This is a genomic window from Sabulibacter ruber, from assembly GCF_017355955.1.
Taxonomy (GTDB): Bacteria; Bacteroidota; Bacteroidia; order Cytophagales; family Hymenobacteraceae; genus Nibribacter; species Nibribacter ruber_A.
Window position 1 is genome coordinate 205,183 of sequence record NZ_JAFFID010000002.1, and the last position, 18,416, is coordinate 223,598.

Consider the following 18,416-nt stretch of genomic DNA (forward strand, 5'->3'; position numbering starts at 1 on the left):
CTTAACTTAGCGTTCCGCTAAGCCTACTTCTATCCTCATGAACCTAAAGCCCTTTTTCCTGTTTGTTGCGCTCCTTTTAGGGGCAGCCACGGTTCAGGCCCAAACCAAACCCGCCGCCAAAGAACCCACAGATGGCGATATGAAAACCTATTACATGGCATTCCTGAAGAAAGGCCCCAACCGCGGGCATGACTCGCTCACTGCCGCCAAAATTCAGGAGGCGCATATGGCCCACATCAACAAAATGGCCGCCGAAGGCAAACTCACTTTGGCCGGTCCTTTCCTGGACGATGGCGATTTGCGGGGCATCTTCATCTTCAACGTGCGTACCATGGAAGAAGCCAAAGCCCTCACGGAGGCAGACCCGGCGGTGAAAGCCGGCCGATTAGTCATGGAACTGCACCCCTGGTATGCCCAGAAAGGCGCCAAATTGCAGTAAGCCCAACTCGTTTTGGCGCCCTTTGCAGAAAACAGCCCCAAAACCGAAAAAAAATTTTGCAACCACACAATATACCCCAACAAGCTTCCGTTTATAGGGCGTAATAGTTGTTGTGTACGTACCAGCGGGATTTAACAAGCCAAGTTAAATCCCGCTGTGTTTTCAGGCAGTTCCCTGGCCGCGAAAGAAAACTCCTTGTAATTACCAGATGCCATTGCCATAACGGTCACCAGACCGTCTAAAAATTTCTGCCTCATCCGGCACTTGTTCAAAGCAGCTTATCCCTCAGATTTCGGGTCAATTTTCAGGAAAACGGCTTCAAAACAGCCATATATTTTCTTACGACTCAACAATATACAGCGGCACTGCCCGTTTCTATCCTGAAGTAGTTTCTGTTTAGCTTATTGAGGCATGTATCAGCAATGGTAGGTGCCTCAATTTTTTATACCCGATGCCCTTCAATTCCCCATCCACCGGAAGTATATATCCGTACTAATATTGCATTGGTGTCGCCGGACCAGTATCTTTCTTGAGCGGAGGACTCCACGTTGCTATCCTAGTTCCGCCTTAACAATCAATGGTTATTATGAAGCATAGGTTTACCCGCCTTTTTTCTTCCCTTCAAGAGAAACTTTCCTTAGCCTTTTTCCTGATACTTGGTCTTTCAATCTGGCTTCCGGGCACGGCTATGGCCCAGGATGTATGTCTGCTGATTCCTTTGTCACTGGAGGAACGGGTAACTGCCGCAGATCTGGTGGTAGAAGGGAAAGTAACAAGCCAGCGCTCTTTCTGGGACGATCAGCACCACAACATCTACACCGCACACCAGGTGGAGATTTTCAAAGTATTCAAAGGATCGCCTAGCTCCAACACGGTGGAGATTGTAACCGAAGGCGGTAGAGTGGGCATGGACATTCACGTTTACTCGGCTACCCTTCAGTTGAAGTCACAGGAGCAGGGTGTCTTCTTCCTTAAATCTCCGGCCGGGAAAGCGGCCAAGGCCCGCTACTCTGTGTTTGGCAGCATGCAGGGCTTCATTAAGTATAAACTGCCGCAAGGCACGGCTAAAGACCCGTTTGCAGAGTATTCGTCTATCCCGTTGCAGGTACACGGTTCTTTGGCCCGTATTGCGGGCATCAGCCTGCGTACCATCAAAGCCAACCCAGAGCTGGAGAACGCCCTGAAAGCGAAGCCAACCACCCAGAACCAGCGCAGGTTAATTCCGGCAATTACTACTTTCAGCCCCACCAGCCTGCGGGCCGGGGTAGGGGATGTGCTCACCATTAACGGAACCAACTTTGGGGCCACGCGCGGCAACGGGTACGTGGAGTTCCGCAACGCCGATGACGGAGGCCAAACGTTCATCAAGCCTTTGCCCAGTGACTATGTAAGCTGGTCAGACACGCAGATACGCGTGAAGGTACCTACCTACGGCGAGGACGGAGGCACGGCCGGAACCGGCGTGTTCAGGGTAGTGAACAATGACCCCAATACGGCTACCTCGGCAACGCCGGTCACCATTGTGTTTGCGTATTCCAACGTTGGATACGAAGACGAGGACCGGAACATTCCGCTGCAGAGTTACCAGCCACGGCTTATCTCGCAGAACGGGCAGGGTGGCTACACCTTCCGGTTCGGGGCCAGCTTTGAGAGCAACACGCCTGCGCTGTACGCCTTCAAACGCGCTATGAATGAGTGGTCCTGCACCACGTTTGTGAACTGGGTAGCAGCCTCCAACGTGCCGGTGGCCAGCACCGCCGATGACGAGATCAACGCTATCAGGTTCGCTAATAACGGCGAGCTTCCGGCCAACGTATTAGGCCGCACCATCAGCCGCTACGAAGGGTGTATCATAGGCGGGACCACGGTGAATTTCTGGGTAAGTGAAATTGACATGGAATACGCCCCTAACTTCAACTGGCAGTTTGGCCCCGATGCCCCTACCAATCAGCAATTCGATTTCCAGTCGGTAGTGGTGCATGAACTGGGGCACGGCCATCAGCTGAGCCACCTTATTCTGCCAAGAGCCGTGATGCATTACGCCGTGGGCAGAGGGCAGTCTTCGCGCACCCTGAACCCCACCAATGACATTGCCGGCGGTAATTACGTGATTACCCGCAGCCTGGTGCCTTTTGCCTGTGATGTAGACCTGATGGAACCGAAATCGCCTGATGCCTGCGCTATTCCAATTGAACTGATAGAGCTGGAAGGGGAATTACTGGCAGACAACCGGGTACGCCTGGAATGGAGCACCCAAAACGAACCGGGCATTGTTGAGTTCATCATAGAGAGAAGCCCTAACGGAAACGCTTCTACCTACACCACTATTGGCACCGTACCGGCTAAGGGCAGCCCCAGTACCTATGAATTCATAGACCCTAACCCTTATCAGAACCTGAACTTTTATCGCCTGCGGGTAGTCAGGTCGTCTAACCTCTCAGAGTATTCAGAGGTAGCGCAGGTGGCTGGTCCGGGCTTCAGGATCCAGTTGGCGCCAAACCCCGGCGGAAACCAGACATCCTTTTATTACAATGCCACGCAGGAAGAACAGGTACAACTGGCCATCTATGATGTGACCGGCCGTTTCTACCGCAGCTTTAGCGTGCCGGTTACTCCTGAATCTAACCGCTATGACATTACGCTGTTCCCAAGTGGCTCAGACGAGGAAGAAGACGAGGATAAGATTTACGCCAACCGCGGACTGTTCCTTATCCGGTGGACTTCCCCTAGCGGCAATGGTGTCATCCGGTATCTGAAACTTGACTAAGCTTCTCGGGTCTTTTTAGTTCTGAAAGCAGAACCCATACGCTCTCCTGTGATCTCCGTTTCAGGCCTGTTTTTCATAAAGCAGCCCTGAAACGGAGATTTTCTTTTACGGCCCTGAAGGTTGCACAGAACGATGGCTAGCAGTAGTTTAGGGTTTTAGAGTTACGCCATGCCACAGATGAATTGGGAGCGCCTGATCTCCAAGAAACGCTTTGATGCCCAAACCCAGAAGCACGCCACCGATGAGTCTGTGCGCGGAGAGTTCCAGCGCGATTATGACCGCCTGGTGTTTTCCACCCCTTTCCGCCGCCTGCAGAACAAAACGCAGGTGATGCCCATGCCCGAGAGTGATTTTGTGCACAACCGGCTTACCCACAGCCTGGAGACTTCCTGCGTGGGTCGGTCCCTGGGCCGCATGGTGGGCAAAACGCTGCTGGAGCGCCATCCACATCTTCAGAAGGCCCACCCCGGCATGCTGGAATCTGACTTTGGGGACATGGTGGCAGCCGCGTGCCTTACGCATGACATCGGGAACCCGCCCTTTGGCCACTCCGGCGAAGACGCCATTTCGGCCTATTTCAGAAGCCCCGAGGCAGCCGGTTTCCTGCAAGGCCTAACCCCCGCCCAGATCTCTGACCTGCAGAACTTTGAAGGCAACGCCGCCGGGTTTAGAATCCTGACGCATACGTATCCGGGGCAGAGTAACGGCAGTTGTGGCATGCGCCTTACTTACAGTACGTTGGCCACGTTTACCAAATACCCGCGCCCCTCAGATGCGGTGGTCAAAGGCACCAAACGCGCCAGCGAGAAGAAGTACGGCTTCTTCCAAACAGAGAAGGCTCACTTCAGAAAGATTGCCGAAGAACTGGGCATGTTACCAGACGGCGAGCACGCATTTCACCGCCATCCGCTGGCGTTTCTGGTAGAAGCCGCCGATGATATCTGTTACCGCATCATTGACTTTGAAGACGGCTGCCGCCTGGGCTTGATTCCCTTTGAGCAGGCCAGAGAACTGCTGCGCCCGCTCCTGAACGAGCGCCCCGATAAAGTGCACAGCACCACCTTTTATGACTGGCGGGAACAATTGGGCGTGTGGCGCGCGGTCATCATCAACAACCTGATTTATGAGTGCGCCGGTATTTTCCTGGACCACGAAGAAGTCATCCTGAACGGTACCTTTGATGTTTCCCTGATCAATTTGGTGCAGCAGAAAGCGGCCCTGGATGAGATCAAGAAAATCTCTGTTGACCGCATCTACCGAAACCGCCCCGTGCTGGAGATTGAAGCCGCCGGGTTTGATGTGCTAGGCGGCCTGTTAGACATCTTCCTGAAAGCCGTTTTTGAGCCCTCTTCCGGAAAACACCGCAAATACCTGGACCTGGTGCCTGACCAATTCCTAAGCCCTGGGCGCCAGCTTCCGCAGGAACCCTACGAGAAAATCATGAACACCACAGACTTTATCTCAGGCCTGACCGATAGCAGCGCCATTAGTCTGTTCCGCAAGATCAAAGGGATTGAATTGCCCCGCATGTATTAACAGTTTCGGTCCTGTTTTCTCAGAATCAGCTTAAAAACAGAGAGGCTCCTGTCACAACCAGGAGCCTCTCTGTTTTTAAATACTTGGCCAAGCCTCAGTTCACCGCCATGGCCTCCGGCCGAAGCATGTCTATCATCATGCTTAGTTCCTGCACGGTTTTGTCATTGTTGCCGGAGTACCCCATGCTCTTGAACCGGATGTTGCCGTTGCCGTCCAGGATGAACTTGGTGGGGATGCCCGATACTTTGTAGGCATCAATCATCTTGTTTTCCTCGTCCATGAGCACCTGGAACGTGTAGTTCTTCTTGGAGATGAAATCAGCGACTTTCTTGTGCCGGTCTTCGCCGTTCTCCCAGGAATTCACAAACACAAAGGCTACTTTGTCATTGTCTTTGAACTTAGCCACGGCCTGTTGCATGCCGGGGAAAGAGGCAATACACGGGCCGCACCAGGTAGCCCAGAAATCTACCACCACGGTTTTGCCTTTGAGGGATGCCAGGGAAACCACGTTGCCGTTCAGGTCGCGGAGCTCAAAAGATGGCGCTTTTTCCAGCATGATTTTCTTTTTCAGGTCGGCGCGCATTTTCTCAATGGCGGGCGCTTCCACTTTGGTCCAGTAAGAGTCAAAGCCGGCCTCCCCGTTGGTTTGGGTGTACAGGTCTTTGAGATAGCCTTTCATTTTGGAAGTGCCGTGCCCGCTGGAGACCATGGTTTCAAGCACCTTCTGGGCTTTGGCTTTATCGGGGCCGGTAGCCAGCACCTCGGCGTAGCGGTTATTGATTTCCGGGTTGTTGCCGCGGGTGAACTGGTACCCTTCGGCCAGGTATCTTTCGGCCTCCGCCCGGTTGCCTTCCTTCAGAAGAATGGCCCCGTAGGTATCGGCTACCTGGCCTAAGCTCATCTGGTGGCCTCTTTTCCAGTCGGTCTCGGTGATGAGGTCGTCTTTCTTGCCGCTGGGCTGGGCAACCTCTTTCTGGGCTATCTGGTAGCCTTTTTGAGCCAGTTCTTTGGCTTTGGAGAGGTTCTCGCCGCTCTCATACAAACGCCAGGCCGCCGAGTTGTAGACGTTAGCGGTGGCTACCACGGGGTATTGGGCCATAAAGGCATCAAACTCCTGCCATTTACCCTCTGAGGCATATTCCAGGGGAATGCCCATCAGCATATTGGCTAGGTGGGCGTGCTGCGGGAAATCCTTCGCGAAGGCTATCGCCAGTTCTTTCCGTTTCTCGGGGTCTTTCTCCATGTAGTACGCCATCATGCGCTCGTTCTGCACATACTCCCCAGTTGGTTCCTGGGCTTTGATCTGCGCGGCGTACTGAGCGGCTTTCTCTTTGTCGCCAAGGCGGTCATAGAAGTTGGCCAGCATGCCCAGTTGCTTCACCGTTAAGTCTTTCTGCTGGCTCAGCGCCTCCAGCTCGGCTTTTACTTTCTGCTTGCCCTCTTCGCCTTTGTAAGCCGAAAGCAGGGCATACAGCTTGGTTTGCAGGACATCGGGTTTGCGGTTTGGGTAGTTGGTTAATTCCTGCTCCAGCAGCTCCAGCGCTTTCTTGTAGTCAAGGTCCATCTCAATCATGGGGCCCCACTCAGAAAAAGCCGCAGCCATGCCGTACACTGCGCCGGGCACCGGTTGCTTTTTGGCGTCATAGAGGTAAAAAGCGTAGCCTTTGCCGCCGTTGTTGTCAATGGTTTCCTCCTCCCGGAAGGTAAGGATGGCTCCGTCTACCTCAGGAGCGGGTTTAAAGCGGCCTTCCCAGCCGTGCCTGGTTTTTTTGAGGGGGATTTCCTGCACTTTGGGCTTATGGTCATCATAGGCGTACACCTGAGCGGTTACGGAGGCGGCATGGCTCAGGGAAGTTCCGGCCGGATTATAGCTGAACCTGATTTCCTGTCCTACTTTGGGCTTCTCGGGCTTGAGGGTGAAAGAGCCGGAGGGGGTTTGGGCCTGCACCAGCACACTGCTGAATACTCCCAGCACTAGTAGTAAATTCTTTTTCATACGCTGCAAAGGTTAGCCGGGTAAAACCTCTCCTGAACCGGAGACGGCTTAAGTAAATATGCAGAAACAATAGGAGTAAACCTAGAAAGCCCTGCCCTTTAACATAGATTTAACTTTCTGTATTTCAGGGATATTTTCCTAAAAACAAGGCAAAATCGTTCCTGTTTTACTCAGGAGAAGGGCAGCTTAGAAGATGATGGTTTTGTTGTTGCTCACGAACACCTTCTCCGCGAAGACCAGCTTCAACGCCTGCGCCAGCACAATCTTTTCCACGTCTCGGCCCGATTGAGCCATGTCCCGAGCGCCTTGGGTGTGGTTCACCTGGATTACGTTCTGCGCAATGATGGGCCCTTCGTCCAGATCACTGTTCACGAAGTGCGCCGTAGCCCCAATGATTTTCACACCGCGCTCATAAGCCTGCCGGTACGGATTGGCCCCGATAAACGCGGGCAAAAACGAGTGGTGGATGTTAATGATCCGGTTAGGGAACTGCGCCACAAACCCCGGGCTCAACACCCGCATGTACTTGGCCAGTACCACGTATTCTGGCTTGTAAGACGCAATCACCTGGCTCATTTCCTGGTCATGCTCTTCGCGCGTTTTGCTTTCATGTGAGATGTGATGGAACGGAATCCCGAACCTGGACACCAAAGATTCCAATTCAGCGTAGTTGCCCAGCACCGCCAGAATGTTGGCGTTCAGGTCACCGTACTCGTGGCGCAGCAGCAGATCGCCCAGGCAATGGTGCTCTTTGGTAACCAAAATCACAATGTCTTTTTTCCGTTCGGCCACCAACCGGATGTTGGCCTCGGGCGGAAGCTCGGCCCGGAGTTCCTCTACCAATCTCTGGGGCATTACGTCTCCGGCCAGCTCGGCGCGCATGAAGAACTGATTCTGCTGCCGGTCCACAAATTCATCGTTGCTGGTAATGTTGAGGTTGTTTCTGAAAACGATCTGCGTAATGGTAAAGATGAGACCTTTGCGGTCTGGGCAGTCAATAAGTAAAATGTGCACCATGGATTGAGAAAGTGAAGACCTTCTGCTTTAAGGCTCTTTTGCGCAAACCAGCCTTAAAACAGAAGCAGATGGATAGCTTTAGAGAAAGATAGGTTTTCACAGCCGAAGTTGCAGCTGTGGCAGGTTCCTGAGGTTTTTGAAGGTTTCCAGCAGGCCCAATTGCTTCATCACAGCCCCGGCGTTAGGCAAGCCCACCACCTGCCAGTAATTCCCCTGATCGCGCATTCTCACTTCCACAATCACCGGGCTGGGGTGCGAGGGCACGCGCAGATCCAAGCCCACCACGGCCACAGAATCTTCGCGGTTCACGTAGGAGATGCCTTCTAGCCGGCTGTTGCGCAGCGGGTTTTCCTCCAGCAGCTTCTGCACGGGCAACACTTGCTGCAACTGCTGCCACTCTTCTTCGCTGATCTGGGCGGGCGGCCCGTTTCCGGCTTTGCCGTGCTGCACGTATTGCTCAATGCCGCCCCGCAGGGCCTGCAGCACTTCGCCTTTCTTGGAAGCCATGGCCATGCCCAGCGCCATAGCCGCAATGGCCTGTTCTTTCTGCGGCAGCTCGGCCATGCCCGCCTTCACGGCCTGGTCCAGGAAACTGGCGGTGGTACGGTCTACATCCACGTACTTTTCCAACGCTGCCATGTCTCGGTTGTCAACTGCCTTCTTGATTTGGTATAAAGAGAATTCCGGTCCCTGCGCGTAGCGTTTGTACAGCCAGAAACCTACGGCCCCCACCAACACCAGCACCGAGAGCCAAACCATTGTTTTCTTCATAGGAAAGGTGATCTATCACAAGGTAAATTACTTCTACGGAAATTCCTGTCATCCGCCGATACTCACCGCTTTACAAACCCGTTTTTTCTGGATTTCAGCCAAAACACCATTGAAACGAAGAAGTACGCCCGCGTTGAACGGGCACAGAAAAGCCGCTTCGCTGTTTCTAGCCTCCTTCAAAGAAAGCCAGAAACAGCGAAGCGGCTCTGAATATTTCAGAAGTGAACTTGCTTACCTACAGCATACCGGCGCCAATGGCGATCAAAGCCCCGGCCAGGGTGGCCAGCAATTTGCCCCGGTTGAACCGGTGCTCTGGGCTGGTCTCGAACAGGATGGTGGTGGAGATGTGCAGGAAGTTTCCTACCACCAGGCCAGACAGCACCGTGTAAGCCTCGCCGGAGAGAAGTTTCTCCAGGGCCACATAGTTGCTGAACAGTAGTCCCAGAGGCGAGGCCGCCGCAAACAGCAGCAAGTACCCAAAGGCTTTCTTAAAGCTATGCAGCCGCGCCACCAACACTGACATGAGCGCGATAGCCGCCGGAATGTGGTGCAGCGCAATGCCCGCCAGAATGTGGTAGAAGTTATCGCCTACGTGGTTGTGGCTGTGCAAATGCTCATGTACCTGCTGGGCGGCCATTCGGCTCTGCACCATCACGCTGCCCTCCAGAAAGGAGTGGATGACCAAAGAAGTCAGCAACAGAACCGGCACGGCGTGCTGATGGTGATGGTCCTGGTGCCCGCCGGGGTGCGCGTGGATGTGCCCGTGCTCTACTCCGTGCGAGAATACTTCCAGGACCAGTTGCAGAAAGAACCCGGCCAGAATGTAGAAACCTACGCGGTGCGGGTCCTCGGTGCTGAGCAACACATCGGGCAGAATGTGGAGGATGGTGAGGGCAAACAGATAGGCCCCACTAAACGCCAGCAATAATTTAAGCCATCGCTGGTTATTCTGGGGCAGAAAACGCACCAGCCAACCGGCCAGCAATACAGTACTAAATAGAACGGAGACCGCTACTATCATGGTTATTTCTTCAGGATGAAAATCATACGTTCGCTCTTCTCGGGGTCAAACGGGTTCAGGTGGTAATCCCCAAACACATCGGCCAACCGCAACTGAGCCATCTGGAAGTACTCCAGAAACTCATGGTAATGGAGCGCCCGCACTCTTTCTATAAATTCATAGGACTGGCCCTGGTCCTGGAACCGAATGGTTTTAAAGATAAAGCCCGCCTCTACTTTTCTGGTAATATGGAAGGTAATGCCTTCTACCTCCTTGGTTTCCCTGGCCACCAGCCTGTTGATTACCCGGGGCGTGTTCATGAAATCAATGATGAACTTGCCGCCGGTTTTGATAGAGGCTGTAGTAGCCCGCAAAGCCACCACATTCTCGTAATCGGCTTTGAAGTACCCAAAGCTGGTGAACAGGTTGAACACAAAGTCAAAGGTCTCTGGCCGAAACACCTCGCGCATGTCATGCACGTGGAAGTGCAGCTTCTCGTTCTCAAACTGCCGGGCATAGGCAATGCTCTTCTCAGACAAATCCAGGCCGGTTACATCATAGCCCTGCTGGTTGAGGTAAATGGAGTGTCTCCCTTTGCCGCAGGCCAGGTCCATGAGTTTACAGGTGGGTTTGGGCCGAAGATGACGCAACAGATTGTCCAGGAACCGCTGCGCCTCCTGGGCATCGCGGTTCTTGTACAAGATGTGGTAATACGGAGAATCAAACCAGGTATGAAACCATTCTGCCGGATGTGTCATGCAGGGTGCAGGAATTGAGGTGAGAAGGCATTAAGCGTTCCGGTGCCTTTTCACCGGGCAGAACTTACCTTGTGGCTGTGGTGTCAGCGCTTGCCTGGTACTTGGGGTTTTTCTCCAGGTCCATGCCGCACACCGGGCATTTGCCGGGCTCCATGCTGGCACTGCCTTCGCACTCCATTGGGCAGATATAAGCCAGTTGCTGGGTCTGGGTGCCGGCAGCCGTGCTGTCCTGGGCTGCGCCTTCCTGCTCCGTGGCAGTTGTTTCTGGCTGGTCACCGGAAGAGGCATTGTTACAGGAAGAAACAGAGACTACTGCAGACAAGGCCAGTGCCCAGGTGAAGAAAATCTTTCTCATAGAAAATAGAAGATACGCCAAAGCCCGTTTTTGGCTTGTTTGTAGAAAAACAAGTCAAAAACGGGCTTTGAACAAGGTTGATTATTCGTGGTTTTCTACCGCTTCTTTTTGGTTGCTTTTTTGGGCAGGAGCAACTTCTTCCTGTTTTCTGGTATTGGTTGGGTTCTCGTGCTCGTCATGGTTGATGTGCACATCCTCGCGGGTTACCTCTTCTTCGCTGCTGGCGTTGTCAATGTTAGAGGTGTTGTTGCGCATTCCTGGTGGCACGTAGTCATCAGAAACTTTTACCTCAGGACGCAGGTCAGAAGGCTCGCTGCTGCAAGAAGCCAGTGCAAGTACACCAGCCACTGCGAAAACGGAAAGAATGTTTTTTATCATTTTTAGGGAAATTAAGTCTGAAACAGGTTCTATTGTTTTAGACGCTTATGCAGGAATAAGGTTTTTACGGCGCAACAGAGACTCCATGAGTTTTAAATCATTGGGACTGTTGAAGATTTTGTAAGGCAGGTGCAGGAACACCGGCACGTTGAAGGTTTTGGCTAACCAGCCTTTCCAGCCTTTGGGCAACTGGTCTGGCGTAGGGCCTTTCAGGTACATCTGGTAGGCATCTTTGGTTTGGGTTACGCGGTCAATCATGTCCCACTGCAGGGCCATGCCTTCGCGGTCATTGCGTTTCATGAGGATCTGGCGCTGGTCAATCTCGTACATCACGCGCTCAAACAGCACGTTGCTTTGCTCCATCTGGGTCACGCCCATCACCTGGGCAGAACGCACCAGTACGTACAGAACAGTCACTATAACGGCACCGGCCACCCACCACCAGGAGAACTCAACCGCGGCTGGCAGAGAGAAAAGCACCAGCGGAATAAGGGCTCTCCACCACTCTTTCTTCCAGACCTGGCCCAACGCCATTTTAGCGTAATCGTTCTTGTCCAGCTGGTTCTTCTTCGTACGGATTGCCAGCGGATTGAAAGGCTGCTGTTGCTGAACCCGTTGCCCCCCTCTTTGATTTGGATGTTGCATAATTTTAATTAATGTCAGCCGGTGAACTGTGAAGCGCTAGGAAACAGGCTTTTAAACTCACGACGGCTGCTTTCTCCTCTTTCTCTCTTTTTTGTTTACGATATTTTAAAAGTAGTGGACTGTTACACCCCCTCAATCTTTGAACGCTTTCAAACTCAGGTCCAGGCTGCGGTTAGAGTGCGTCAATGCCCCCACTGAAATGAAGTTGACACCGGTCTCGGCTACTGCCCTAATGGTTTCCTCGGTTATACCTCCAGAGGCTTCGGTCTCATAGCGGCCACCTATCAGTTCCACCGCCTCGCGCAGTTTGTCTACCTCAAAGTTATCCAGCATGATACGGTGGATGCCGCCTGTTTCCAGCGCCTCGCGTACTTCGGTCAGGTTGCGGGTTTCCACCTCAATCTTGAGCGGTTTGCCCAGTTTCTCCAGGTAGCGGTGCGTGGCTTCAATGGCTTGCCTGATGCCGCCGGCGTAGTCCACGTGGTTGTCTTTGAGCATGATCATGTCAAACAGCCCAAACCGGTGGTTGGTACCGCCGCCAATCAGCACGGCCCATTTCTCCATCATCCTAAAGTTAGGCGTAGTCTTGCGGGTATCCAGCAAACGGGCGCCGGTTCCTTCAATCAGCTTCACCAGGCTCTGGGTGTAGGTGGCAATACCGCTCATACGCTGCATGCAGTTGAGCACCAAACGCTCAGCCGTTAAGATAGACTGGGCCTTGCCGTGCACAGTAAAAGCAATGTCTCCGCGGTTGATCTGGGCGCCGTCCTGTAAAAACACCTCCAGCCTCAACGTAGGGTCCACTTCATGGAAGATTTTCCACGCCAACTCTACGCCGGCCAGCACACCCCGGTCTTTCACCAGGAGCTTTGCCTGGTTCTGGGCACTCTCGGGAATGGAGGCCAGTGACGAGTGGTCGCCGTCGGCAACGTCTTCCTGCAGGGCCTGCCGGATAAATGCCCTAATGCCTTCTTGGGTAAGGTAGGATGCTTTCACGCTGCAAAAATAAAAAAAGGCACCAAACATTCGGTGCCTTTTCTATGGATTGTCCTGTTAGAGACAATTATATGCTGTTATTTAAACTCAATGGTGTCAATCTTATAGGAATCGCCGTATTTCTTCACCTTCACTACCACGTTATAGCGGCCGCCTTTGTGGGTGTATTTGCCTATGGCGTAGCGTTGGCCGTCTTCTGAACCGCCCTGGTGATCAAAGCTGAACCCTACCGGCGCGTTTTTGCTGAAGAAGTTACGCACCACCATCTCGGCCTGGCTCTGGCTGTAGCTGCCGTTGTCGCCGTCTATGTTTACCTCTACCTTAGAGTTGAAGTAGCGCGCCAAATCACGGGAAGAACCAGATCTAATGGCAGATTGGATCCCGCCCATTACGTCAGACTGAGCAGTAACCTGTCCGGCACCCACCAGTATCCCTAACAGCACCAAGGTCATCGCCATCAATCTTCTGAAATTTTTCATGTCTTTGTGTTCCAAGTTTTACTTCTTCTATGCCAAAACTATGCCAAAGGCAGATAAGTTCAAGGCCCTAAAGATACAGGAAATAAGCAGAATCAAACGCCAAACGCTTCTTTTTAAACTGTGGCTTGTATCTTTACGCGCATGAGCAAAAAGGTACTTTTGATGATTCTAGACGGATGGGGGCTGGGCACAGACCCTTCCGTATCGGCGATTGAGCACGCCAATACTCCTTTCATGGATTCTTTATTCCACCGTTTTCCGCATGCGCGCCTGCAAGCCTCCGGTGAGGCCGTGGGTTTGCCAGAAGGACAGATGGGGAACTCTGAGGTAGGCCACATGAACCTGGGTGCCGGCCGCGTGGTGTACCAGGACCTGGTGCGGGTGAACGTAGCCATCAGAGAAAAAACATTGGGCCAGAACCCTGTATTGCAGGATGCCTGGCAGTATGCCCGCGAGAACAACAAGCCCGTGCACTTCATAGGTCTGGTATCCGATGGCGGCGTACACTCCCACATTGACCACCTGAAAGCGCTCTGCACCATTGCGCAGGAAGAAGGCGTGCCTAATGTATTTGTGCATGCCTTTACCGATGGCCGCGACACCGACCCGAAAGGCGGCATGGCTTACCTGACCGATCTGCAGAACACTCTGGATACCACTGGCGGCAAGCTGGCTTCCATCATTGGCCGCTACTACGCCATGGACCGCGACAATCGCTGGGAGCGCGTGAAACTGGCCTATGACCTGCTGGTACGCGCCCAGGGCAGAGGCTCCGCAAACTGGCGCGAGGCTATCCAGGAGTCTTATGACAACGGCGTGACCGATGAGTTCATCCAACCGATTGTGTGCCTGGATGAAAATGGAGAGCCCACGGCTAAAATCAACGAAGACGATGTGGTCATCTGCTTTAACTTCAGGACAGACCGTGGCCGCGAGATCACGCAAGCCTTAACGCAGCGCGAGTTCCCTGAGCAGGACATGCAGCCCTTGAAACTGCGTTACTACACGCTCACCAACTATGATGATACTTTTGTAGGCGTACAGCCCATTTTTGACAAAGACAACCTGGCCAACACGCTGGGCGAAGTCTTGGCCAACGCCGGTAAAACCCAGATTAGAATTGCTGAGACCGAGAAATACCCGCACGTAACGTTCTTCTTCTCCGGCGGCCGTGAGCAGCCGTTTGAAGGCGAGAAACGCCTGCTGTGCCCATCGCCTAAAGTGGCCACCTATGATCTTCAGCCCGAGATGAGCGCCTTTGACATCAGAGACGCCATTGTGCCGGAGATAGAAGGGGAGACCGCCGACTTCATCTGCCTCAACTTCGCCAACCCAGACATGGTGGGCCACACCGGCGTGTTTGAAGCAGCTGTGAAAGCCGTTGAGACCGTTGACCAGTGCGCCGAAGCCGTGGTGACCGCTGCTCTGGCCCATGGGTACGCGTCCATCATCATCGCTGACCACGGCAACGCCGATATCATGCGCAACCCAGACGGCACGCCTAACACCGCCCACACCACCAACCTGGTACCCGTGATCTTAGCCGATAACGACTACAAAGGTGAGTTGCAGGACGGTAAACTAGGCGATATTGCCCCTACCGTGCTGGCCTTACTAGGCGTACAGGCTCCCGCCGATATGAGCGGCACTTCCTTGTTGATCCCAGGCGCAGAGTAATTCCTGCTTAAACCAAGAAACGGAGACAGAAAAGCAGGTTTGCTTTCTCTGTCTCCGTTTTTCATCCGTTTTCCGTACAACAGGCGCAAAACGCCTTTCACTTACTTTTAGCTTTCGCTTACACCATGCGTACTTCAATGCTTGTCAATCAATGGTTCAGGAAATCAGCGGTTCTTCTATTCACGGCGCTTTCTCTAGGGGCAAGCGCCTGCCAGGAAGAAACAACCGCTCCGGTGGTCAGACGCATCCACCAAGCGTATGATTTGGTAAGCTTCTTGGACCAGGAAGCGAAAGCCCTTTCTGACCTGAATGCCGTTTCCCGCAAAAGCGTCTCTCAGGACGGCTCCGTCACCGAGGCGAAGATTATTTCCACCATCAACTGGGCCGAGGAGTTAGGTTCCTTTGCCGATGCGGATATAAACAGACCTGCCTTAGCCGGGGTTTTCACCAAAGAAGTTTCCTCTGATGCCTTGGGCCAGCAGGTGCACCGCTACAAAGCCAAGGAAGACGCCTCCACCAACATTCAACAGGTAACCTACACGCTTGACGCCAAGGGCCAGTTGGTGCAGCTAGATGCCACCATTGTGCAGGAAAACTTTCTTTTCAAGACGCAGAAACTCCTGCACCTGGAAGCGCACTCCGGTCCATCGCCGCGGCTAGTCCGGTATTTCCTGGATGAAACCCAGAAACTGATGCTGATGGATGCGCAGCGCTACACAATAACGGGCGAAGTGGCCGTCAAACAAACGCCTGCGGCCTTGTAGCCTCCGTTATTCCCCTACCAGCGAGAAGTACCGCACACGCACACTGCCGGGCACCAGTTTGGTTTCCTTCGGGATACCTTTGTGGGCATCATGGTACTGGTGGCTTTTGTACCAGGTTTTGAAACTCTCCTCGTCTTGCCAATAGGTTTTCAGCCAGATTTCTTTAGGATTGTCTTGCGGAGACAACACCTCCAGTTTCAGGAAACCAGGGGCATCATCAACCATATGGGGGCGGTTCCGGAACGCCTCTTTTACACTCTCTTCGGTGTCATTGGCAATAGTAAATGTACTGATAGAAATAAACATACTTGTACGTATAAATACTGAATACTACCTTGTGATAGGTAAACGTTCAGATTAGTAAGAGGTGATAGCCGGTAAGTTAAGGAAATTTGTAACGTAATTGAACCTGTCACCGTTAACCGCATTTTCGCAGCTGGGGTTTTCCCTCAAGGCGCGGGGGGAGCAAGAAGGAGCATGCAAAATTATCAGAACCACCGGGTAGATCTATCCAACTGTGACAAAGAGCCTATCCACATTATAGGTCGCATTCAGCCGCACGGGTTCTTACTGGTACTGGGTCAGGAATCTTTGATCATTGAACAGGCCAGCCGCAACGTAGACAAGTTTCTGCCTTATGGGTTGGAAGAACTTCTGGGCAAGTCCCTCAGCGTTATTCTTTCACCGGGCAGTGTTGCTTTTGACTCAGGCTTTACGGGTTCGCAGTTCCTCACGCTGGCCCAGCGTCCGTTTATCGGTCATTTTCACGTTTCTGGCACAAAAACAATCCTGGAATGCGAGCCCAGCGCCCCTTACCCAGACTCTGAAAAGCTGCGCCACAATACCATTCTGTGGCAGCTGCACAACCAGCTTAACAACCTGTATACCGTAGAGAGCGTAGCCGAGCCCGTTGCCCATACCCTGCGGGCCATTCTGGGCTATGACCGGGTAGACGTTACCCAGTTTGACCAGGACTGGCACACAGACGTGATTGCCGAGAGCCGCAATGAGCGCCTGAACTCCTTTATCGGGCACCATTTCCCGGCCTCTGACATTCCGGCCCCGGCCCGGGAGCTTCTAAAGCAAAAGCATGTACGCCAGATCCCGGATGTGAACGCGCAGGCAGTAGAGATTTACCCGTACTTCAACCCTAGCACGGGAGAACCTACCAACATTCTGCGCTCTGAGCTGCGCAATCCTTCTGAGATTCACCTGGAATACATCCGGAACACGGGCGTGGCGGCTACCATCTCCTTCTCCATTCTGGTTAAAAACCAGCTTTGGGGCGTGATTGCCTGCCATAACATAGAGCCTACCTACATTGAGATCTGGCGGCGCCAGCTCTGTGACCTGGTGGTGAAGACCTTTGGGAACGTGATTGCTTCCATCCAGGAGAAACGCGATCAGGAGCAATTCAGCCGCTACAAAGAAGTACACCGCACGTTGGTGAACCGCCTGAACAACGGAGAAAGCATAACCGAGGGGCTCTTCCAGCAACAACCGTCTTTGCTGGACCTCACCCAGAGCCACGGAGCTGCCCTTCTACTGGACAAAGCCCTAACCACAACCGGGCAAACGCCGCCCGAGGAAACCATCCGGAAGCTTACCCAGTGGCTTTCTGAACACGTGACCGATGGTGTTTTCCATACCCGCAACCTGTCTGCCGAGTGGCCAGAGGCAGAGGCGATCCAGCAAGAAGCCAGCGGTTTACTGGCGCTGGAAATCTCCAGGTATAACCAGGAATACCTGCTGTTCTTCAAACCTGAGATCAGGCAGACCAGAACCTGGGCGGGTAACCCAGAAAAGCCGGTGTTAGGCGGTAACCTGCACATCCATCCGCGGAAATCCTTTGAGAAGTGGGTAGAGGTGATCAGGGGCAAATCGCAGCCCTGGACAATGAACGAAGTGGAAATCACCCAGGCCTTGCTGAAAGACCTTGTTGCCATCCGGCTCCGGAACCAGACCGCCCAGTTGCAGAAACTGAACCAGGAACACTTGGTTAACGCCGAGCAGCTCCGCACCCGCAACGCGCAACTGGAAGATTTCGCCTACATTATCTCGCACAACCTGCGGTCACCGCTGGCTACCGTGAAGAGCCTGCACCAGTTCTACACCGCTGAACCAGGCGAGGAAAGCGCCGCTTACGTGATGGAGAAGGTGCAGAAAGTAAGCGATAACATGTCTGAGACCATCAATGACCTGAACGTTATCCTTAAAACCCACCTGGTGCAGCAGCTCCCCCACGAGGAAGTGCAGCTAGCTGAACTCATTGAAAAAGAGAAGCAGAACCTGGCGGCGGTTATTGCGCAAACCAACGCAGAGATCATCACTGAGCTGGAAGTACCTTCCATTTACATACCTAAACTGTATCTGGAAAGCATTCTGCACAACTTCATTTCCAATGCCTTGAAATACCGCTCACCCTACCGGAAACCGGTGGTGAAAATCAGGAGCTGGCGCACCGGACACACGCTGCACCTTTCGGTTTCAGACAACGGCCTGGGCATGGACCTGACCAAGGTAGGAGACAAGTTGTTTGGCCTGTATAAGGTCTTTCATAACACAGAGCAGTCCAAAGGGTTGGGGCTGTATCTTACCAGAATGCAGGTGAAGGCGCTGGGCGGCACCATAGACGTGGAGAGCGCACCGGAGCAAGGCACTACCTTTACTGTGAATTTCGGCCAGATTGACTACTCTCATTCGGCCCGCTAAAACCATTTGATTTGCTGGTGTAAAAAGGGCTACTGCCAGTCCGTTTCTAGGACAATACATAGGAAATCTCTATATTAGATGCGTCCTATTCACCTACAACCCTTTAGTAACATTAGCAACTTCTTT

Annotated in this window: 17 protein-coding genes; 6 read left to right on the plus strand and 11 right to left on the minus strand. The window is 53.1% G+C overall.

The window, feature by feature from the left end; translation table 11 throughout:
- The first annotated feature begins 37 nt into the window (after positions 1-37).
- The 3 genes from JT719_RS12230 to JT719_RS12240 all read left to right on the plus strand — a co-directional run bounded on the left by JT719_RS12230 (position 38) and on the right by JT719_RS12240 (position 4,742).
- Entirely contained in the window at positions 38-439 is a 402-nt protein-coding gene (locus JT719_RS12230; protein WP_207433627.1) for a YciI family protein, read from the plus strand.
- Positions 440-1,127: 688 nt separating this feature from the next.
- A complete protein-coding gene (locus JT719_RS12235; protein ID WP_207433628.1) occupies positions 1,128-3,206 on the plus strand; it encodes an IPT/TIG domain-containing protein in 2,079 nt (692 codons plus the stop codon).
- A gap of 168 nt (positions 3,207-3,374) precedes the next feature.
- Complete coding sequence (locus tag JT719_RS12240; RefSeq protein WP_207433629.1) at positions 3,375-4,742, plus strand: deoxyguanosinetriphosphate triphosphohydrolase; 1,368 nt, start codon at positions 3,375-3,377, stop codon at positions 4,740-4,742.
- 94 nt (positions 4,743-4,836) lie between these two features.
- Here the strand turns inward: JT719_RS12240 and JT719_RS12245 are convergent, their stop codons facing one another.
- From JT719_RS12245 to JT719_RS12290, 10 genes are all read right to left on the minus strand, one after another.
- Complete coding sequence (locus JT719_RS12245; RefSeq protein WP_207433630.1) at positions 4,837-6,738, minus strand: redoxin domain-containing protein; 1,902 nt, start codon at positions 6,736-6,738, stop codon at positions 4,837-4,839.
- Between the two features lie 186 nt (positions 6,739-6,924).
- Positions 6,925-7,755 carry a formyltetrahydrofolate deformylase gene (purU, locus tag JT719_RS12250; protein ID WP_207433631.1) on the minus strand — a complete coding sequence of 277 codons (831 nt, stop codon included), beginning with the start codon at positions 7,753-7,755 and terminating at the stop codon, positions 6,925-6,927.
- A 96-nt stretch (positions 7,756-7,851) separates the two neighbouring features.
- The gene (locus tag JT719_RS12255) at positions 7,852-8,526 is read right to left on the minus strand and encodes a DUF2939 domain-containing protein (RefSeq protein WP_207433632.1); all 675 of its coding nucleotides are present in this window, start codon (positions 8,524-8,526) and stop codon (positions 7,852-7,854) included.
- A 235-nt stretch (positions 8,527-8,761) separates the two neighbouring features.
- Positions 8,762-9,547, minus strand: coding sequence for a ZIP family metal transporter (locus JT719_RS12260; protein WP_207433633.1), 786 nt, complete (start codon positions 9,545-9,547; stop codon positions 8,762-8,764).
- 2 nt (positions 9,548-9,549) lie between these two features.
- Complete coding sequence (locus tag JT719_RS12265) at positions 9,550-10,284, minus strand: SAM-dependent methyltransferase (protein WP_207433634.1); 735 nt, start codon at positions 10,282-10,284, stop codon at positions 9,550-9,552.
- A gap of 64 nt (positions 10,285-10,348) precedes the next feature.
- Positions 10,349-10,639, minus strand: a complete 291-nt coding sequence (locus JT719_RS12270) for a heavy metal-binding domain-containing protein (protein ID WP_207433635.1) — start codon at positions 10,637-10,639, stop codon at positions 10,349-10,351.
- Between the two features lie 81 nt (positions 10,640-10,720).
- Positions 10,721-11,017 (minus strand): hypothetical protein, encoded by a 297-nt coding sequence (locus JT719_RS12275; RefSeq protein WP_207433636.1) that lies wholly within the window; start codon positions 11,015-11,017, stop codon positions 10,721-10,723.
- A 45-nt stretch (positions 11,018-11,062) separates the two neighbouring features.
- Positions 11,063-11,662 carry a hypothetical protein gene (locus JT719_RS12280; RefSeq protein WP_207433637.1) on the minus strand — a complete coding sequence of 200 codons (600 nt, stop codon included), beginning with the start codon at positions 11,660-11,662 and terminating at the stop codon, positions 11,063-11,065.
- A gap of 132 nt (positions 11,663-11,794) precedes the next feature.
- Positions 11,795-12,658 carry a carboxylating nicotinate-nucleotide diphosphorylase gene (gene nadC, locus JT719_RS12285; RefSeq protein WP_207433638.1) on the minus strand — a complete coding sequence of 288 codons (864 nt, stop codon included), beginning with the start codon at positions 12,656-12,658 and terminating at the stop codon, positions 11,795-11,797.
- Between the two features lie 77 nt (positions 12,659-12,735).
- Positions 12,736-13,137: a DUF4783 domain-containing protein gene (locus JT719_RS12290; protein WP_207433639.1), complete on the minus strand. Its 402-nt coding sequence runs from the start codon at positions 13,135-13,137 to the stop codon at positions 12,736-12,738.
- Positions 13,138-13,278: 141 nt separating this feature from the next.
- Here JT719_RS12290 and gpmI point away from each other — a divergent pair, with 141 nt between their 5' ends.
- Together gpmI and JT719_RS12300 are read left to right on the plus strand one after the other, a co-directional pair.
- Positions 13,279-14,814 (plus strand): 2,3-bisphosphoglycerate-independent phosphoglycerate mutase, encoded by a 1,536-nt coding sequence (gene gpmI / locus JT719_RS12295; RefSeq protein ID WP_207433640.1) that lies wholly within the window; start codon positions 13,279-13,281, stop codon positions 14,812-14,814.
- Positions 14,815-14,939: 125 nt separating this feature from the next.
- The gene (locus JT719_RS12300; protein ID WP_207433641.1) at positions 14,940-15,578 is read left to right on the plus strand and encodes a hypothetical protein; all 639 of its coding nucleotides are present in this window, start codon (positions 14,940-14,942) and stop codon (positions 15,576-15,578) included.
- A 6-nt stretch (positions 15,579-15,584) separates the two neighbouring features.
- On the opposite strand, the gene JT719_RS12305 is transcribed toward JT719_RS12300, so the two are convergent.
- Entirely contained in the window at positions 15,585-15,884 is a 300-nt protein-coding gene (locus JT719_RS12305; protein WP_207433642.1) for an antibiotic biosynthesis monooxygenase family protein, read from the minus strand.
- 171 nt (positions 15,885-16,055) lie between these two features.
- On the opposite strand from JT719_RS12305, the gene JT719_RS12310 reads away from it, so the two are divergent.
- Complete coding sequence (locus JT719_RS12310; RefSeq protein ID WP_207433643.1) at positions 16,056-18,290, plus strand: ATP-binding protein; 2,235 nt, start codon at positions 16,056-16,058, stop codon at positions 18,288-18,290.
- The last annotated feature ends 126 nt before the right edge of the window (positions 18,291-18,416 follow it).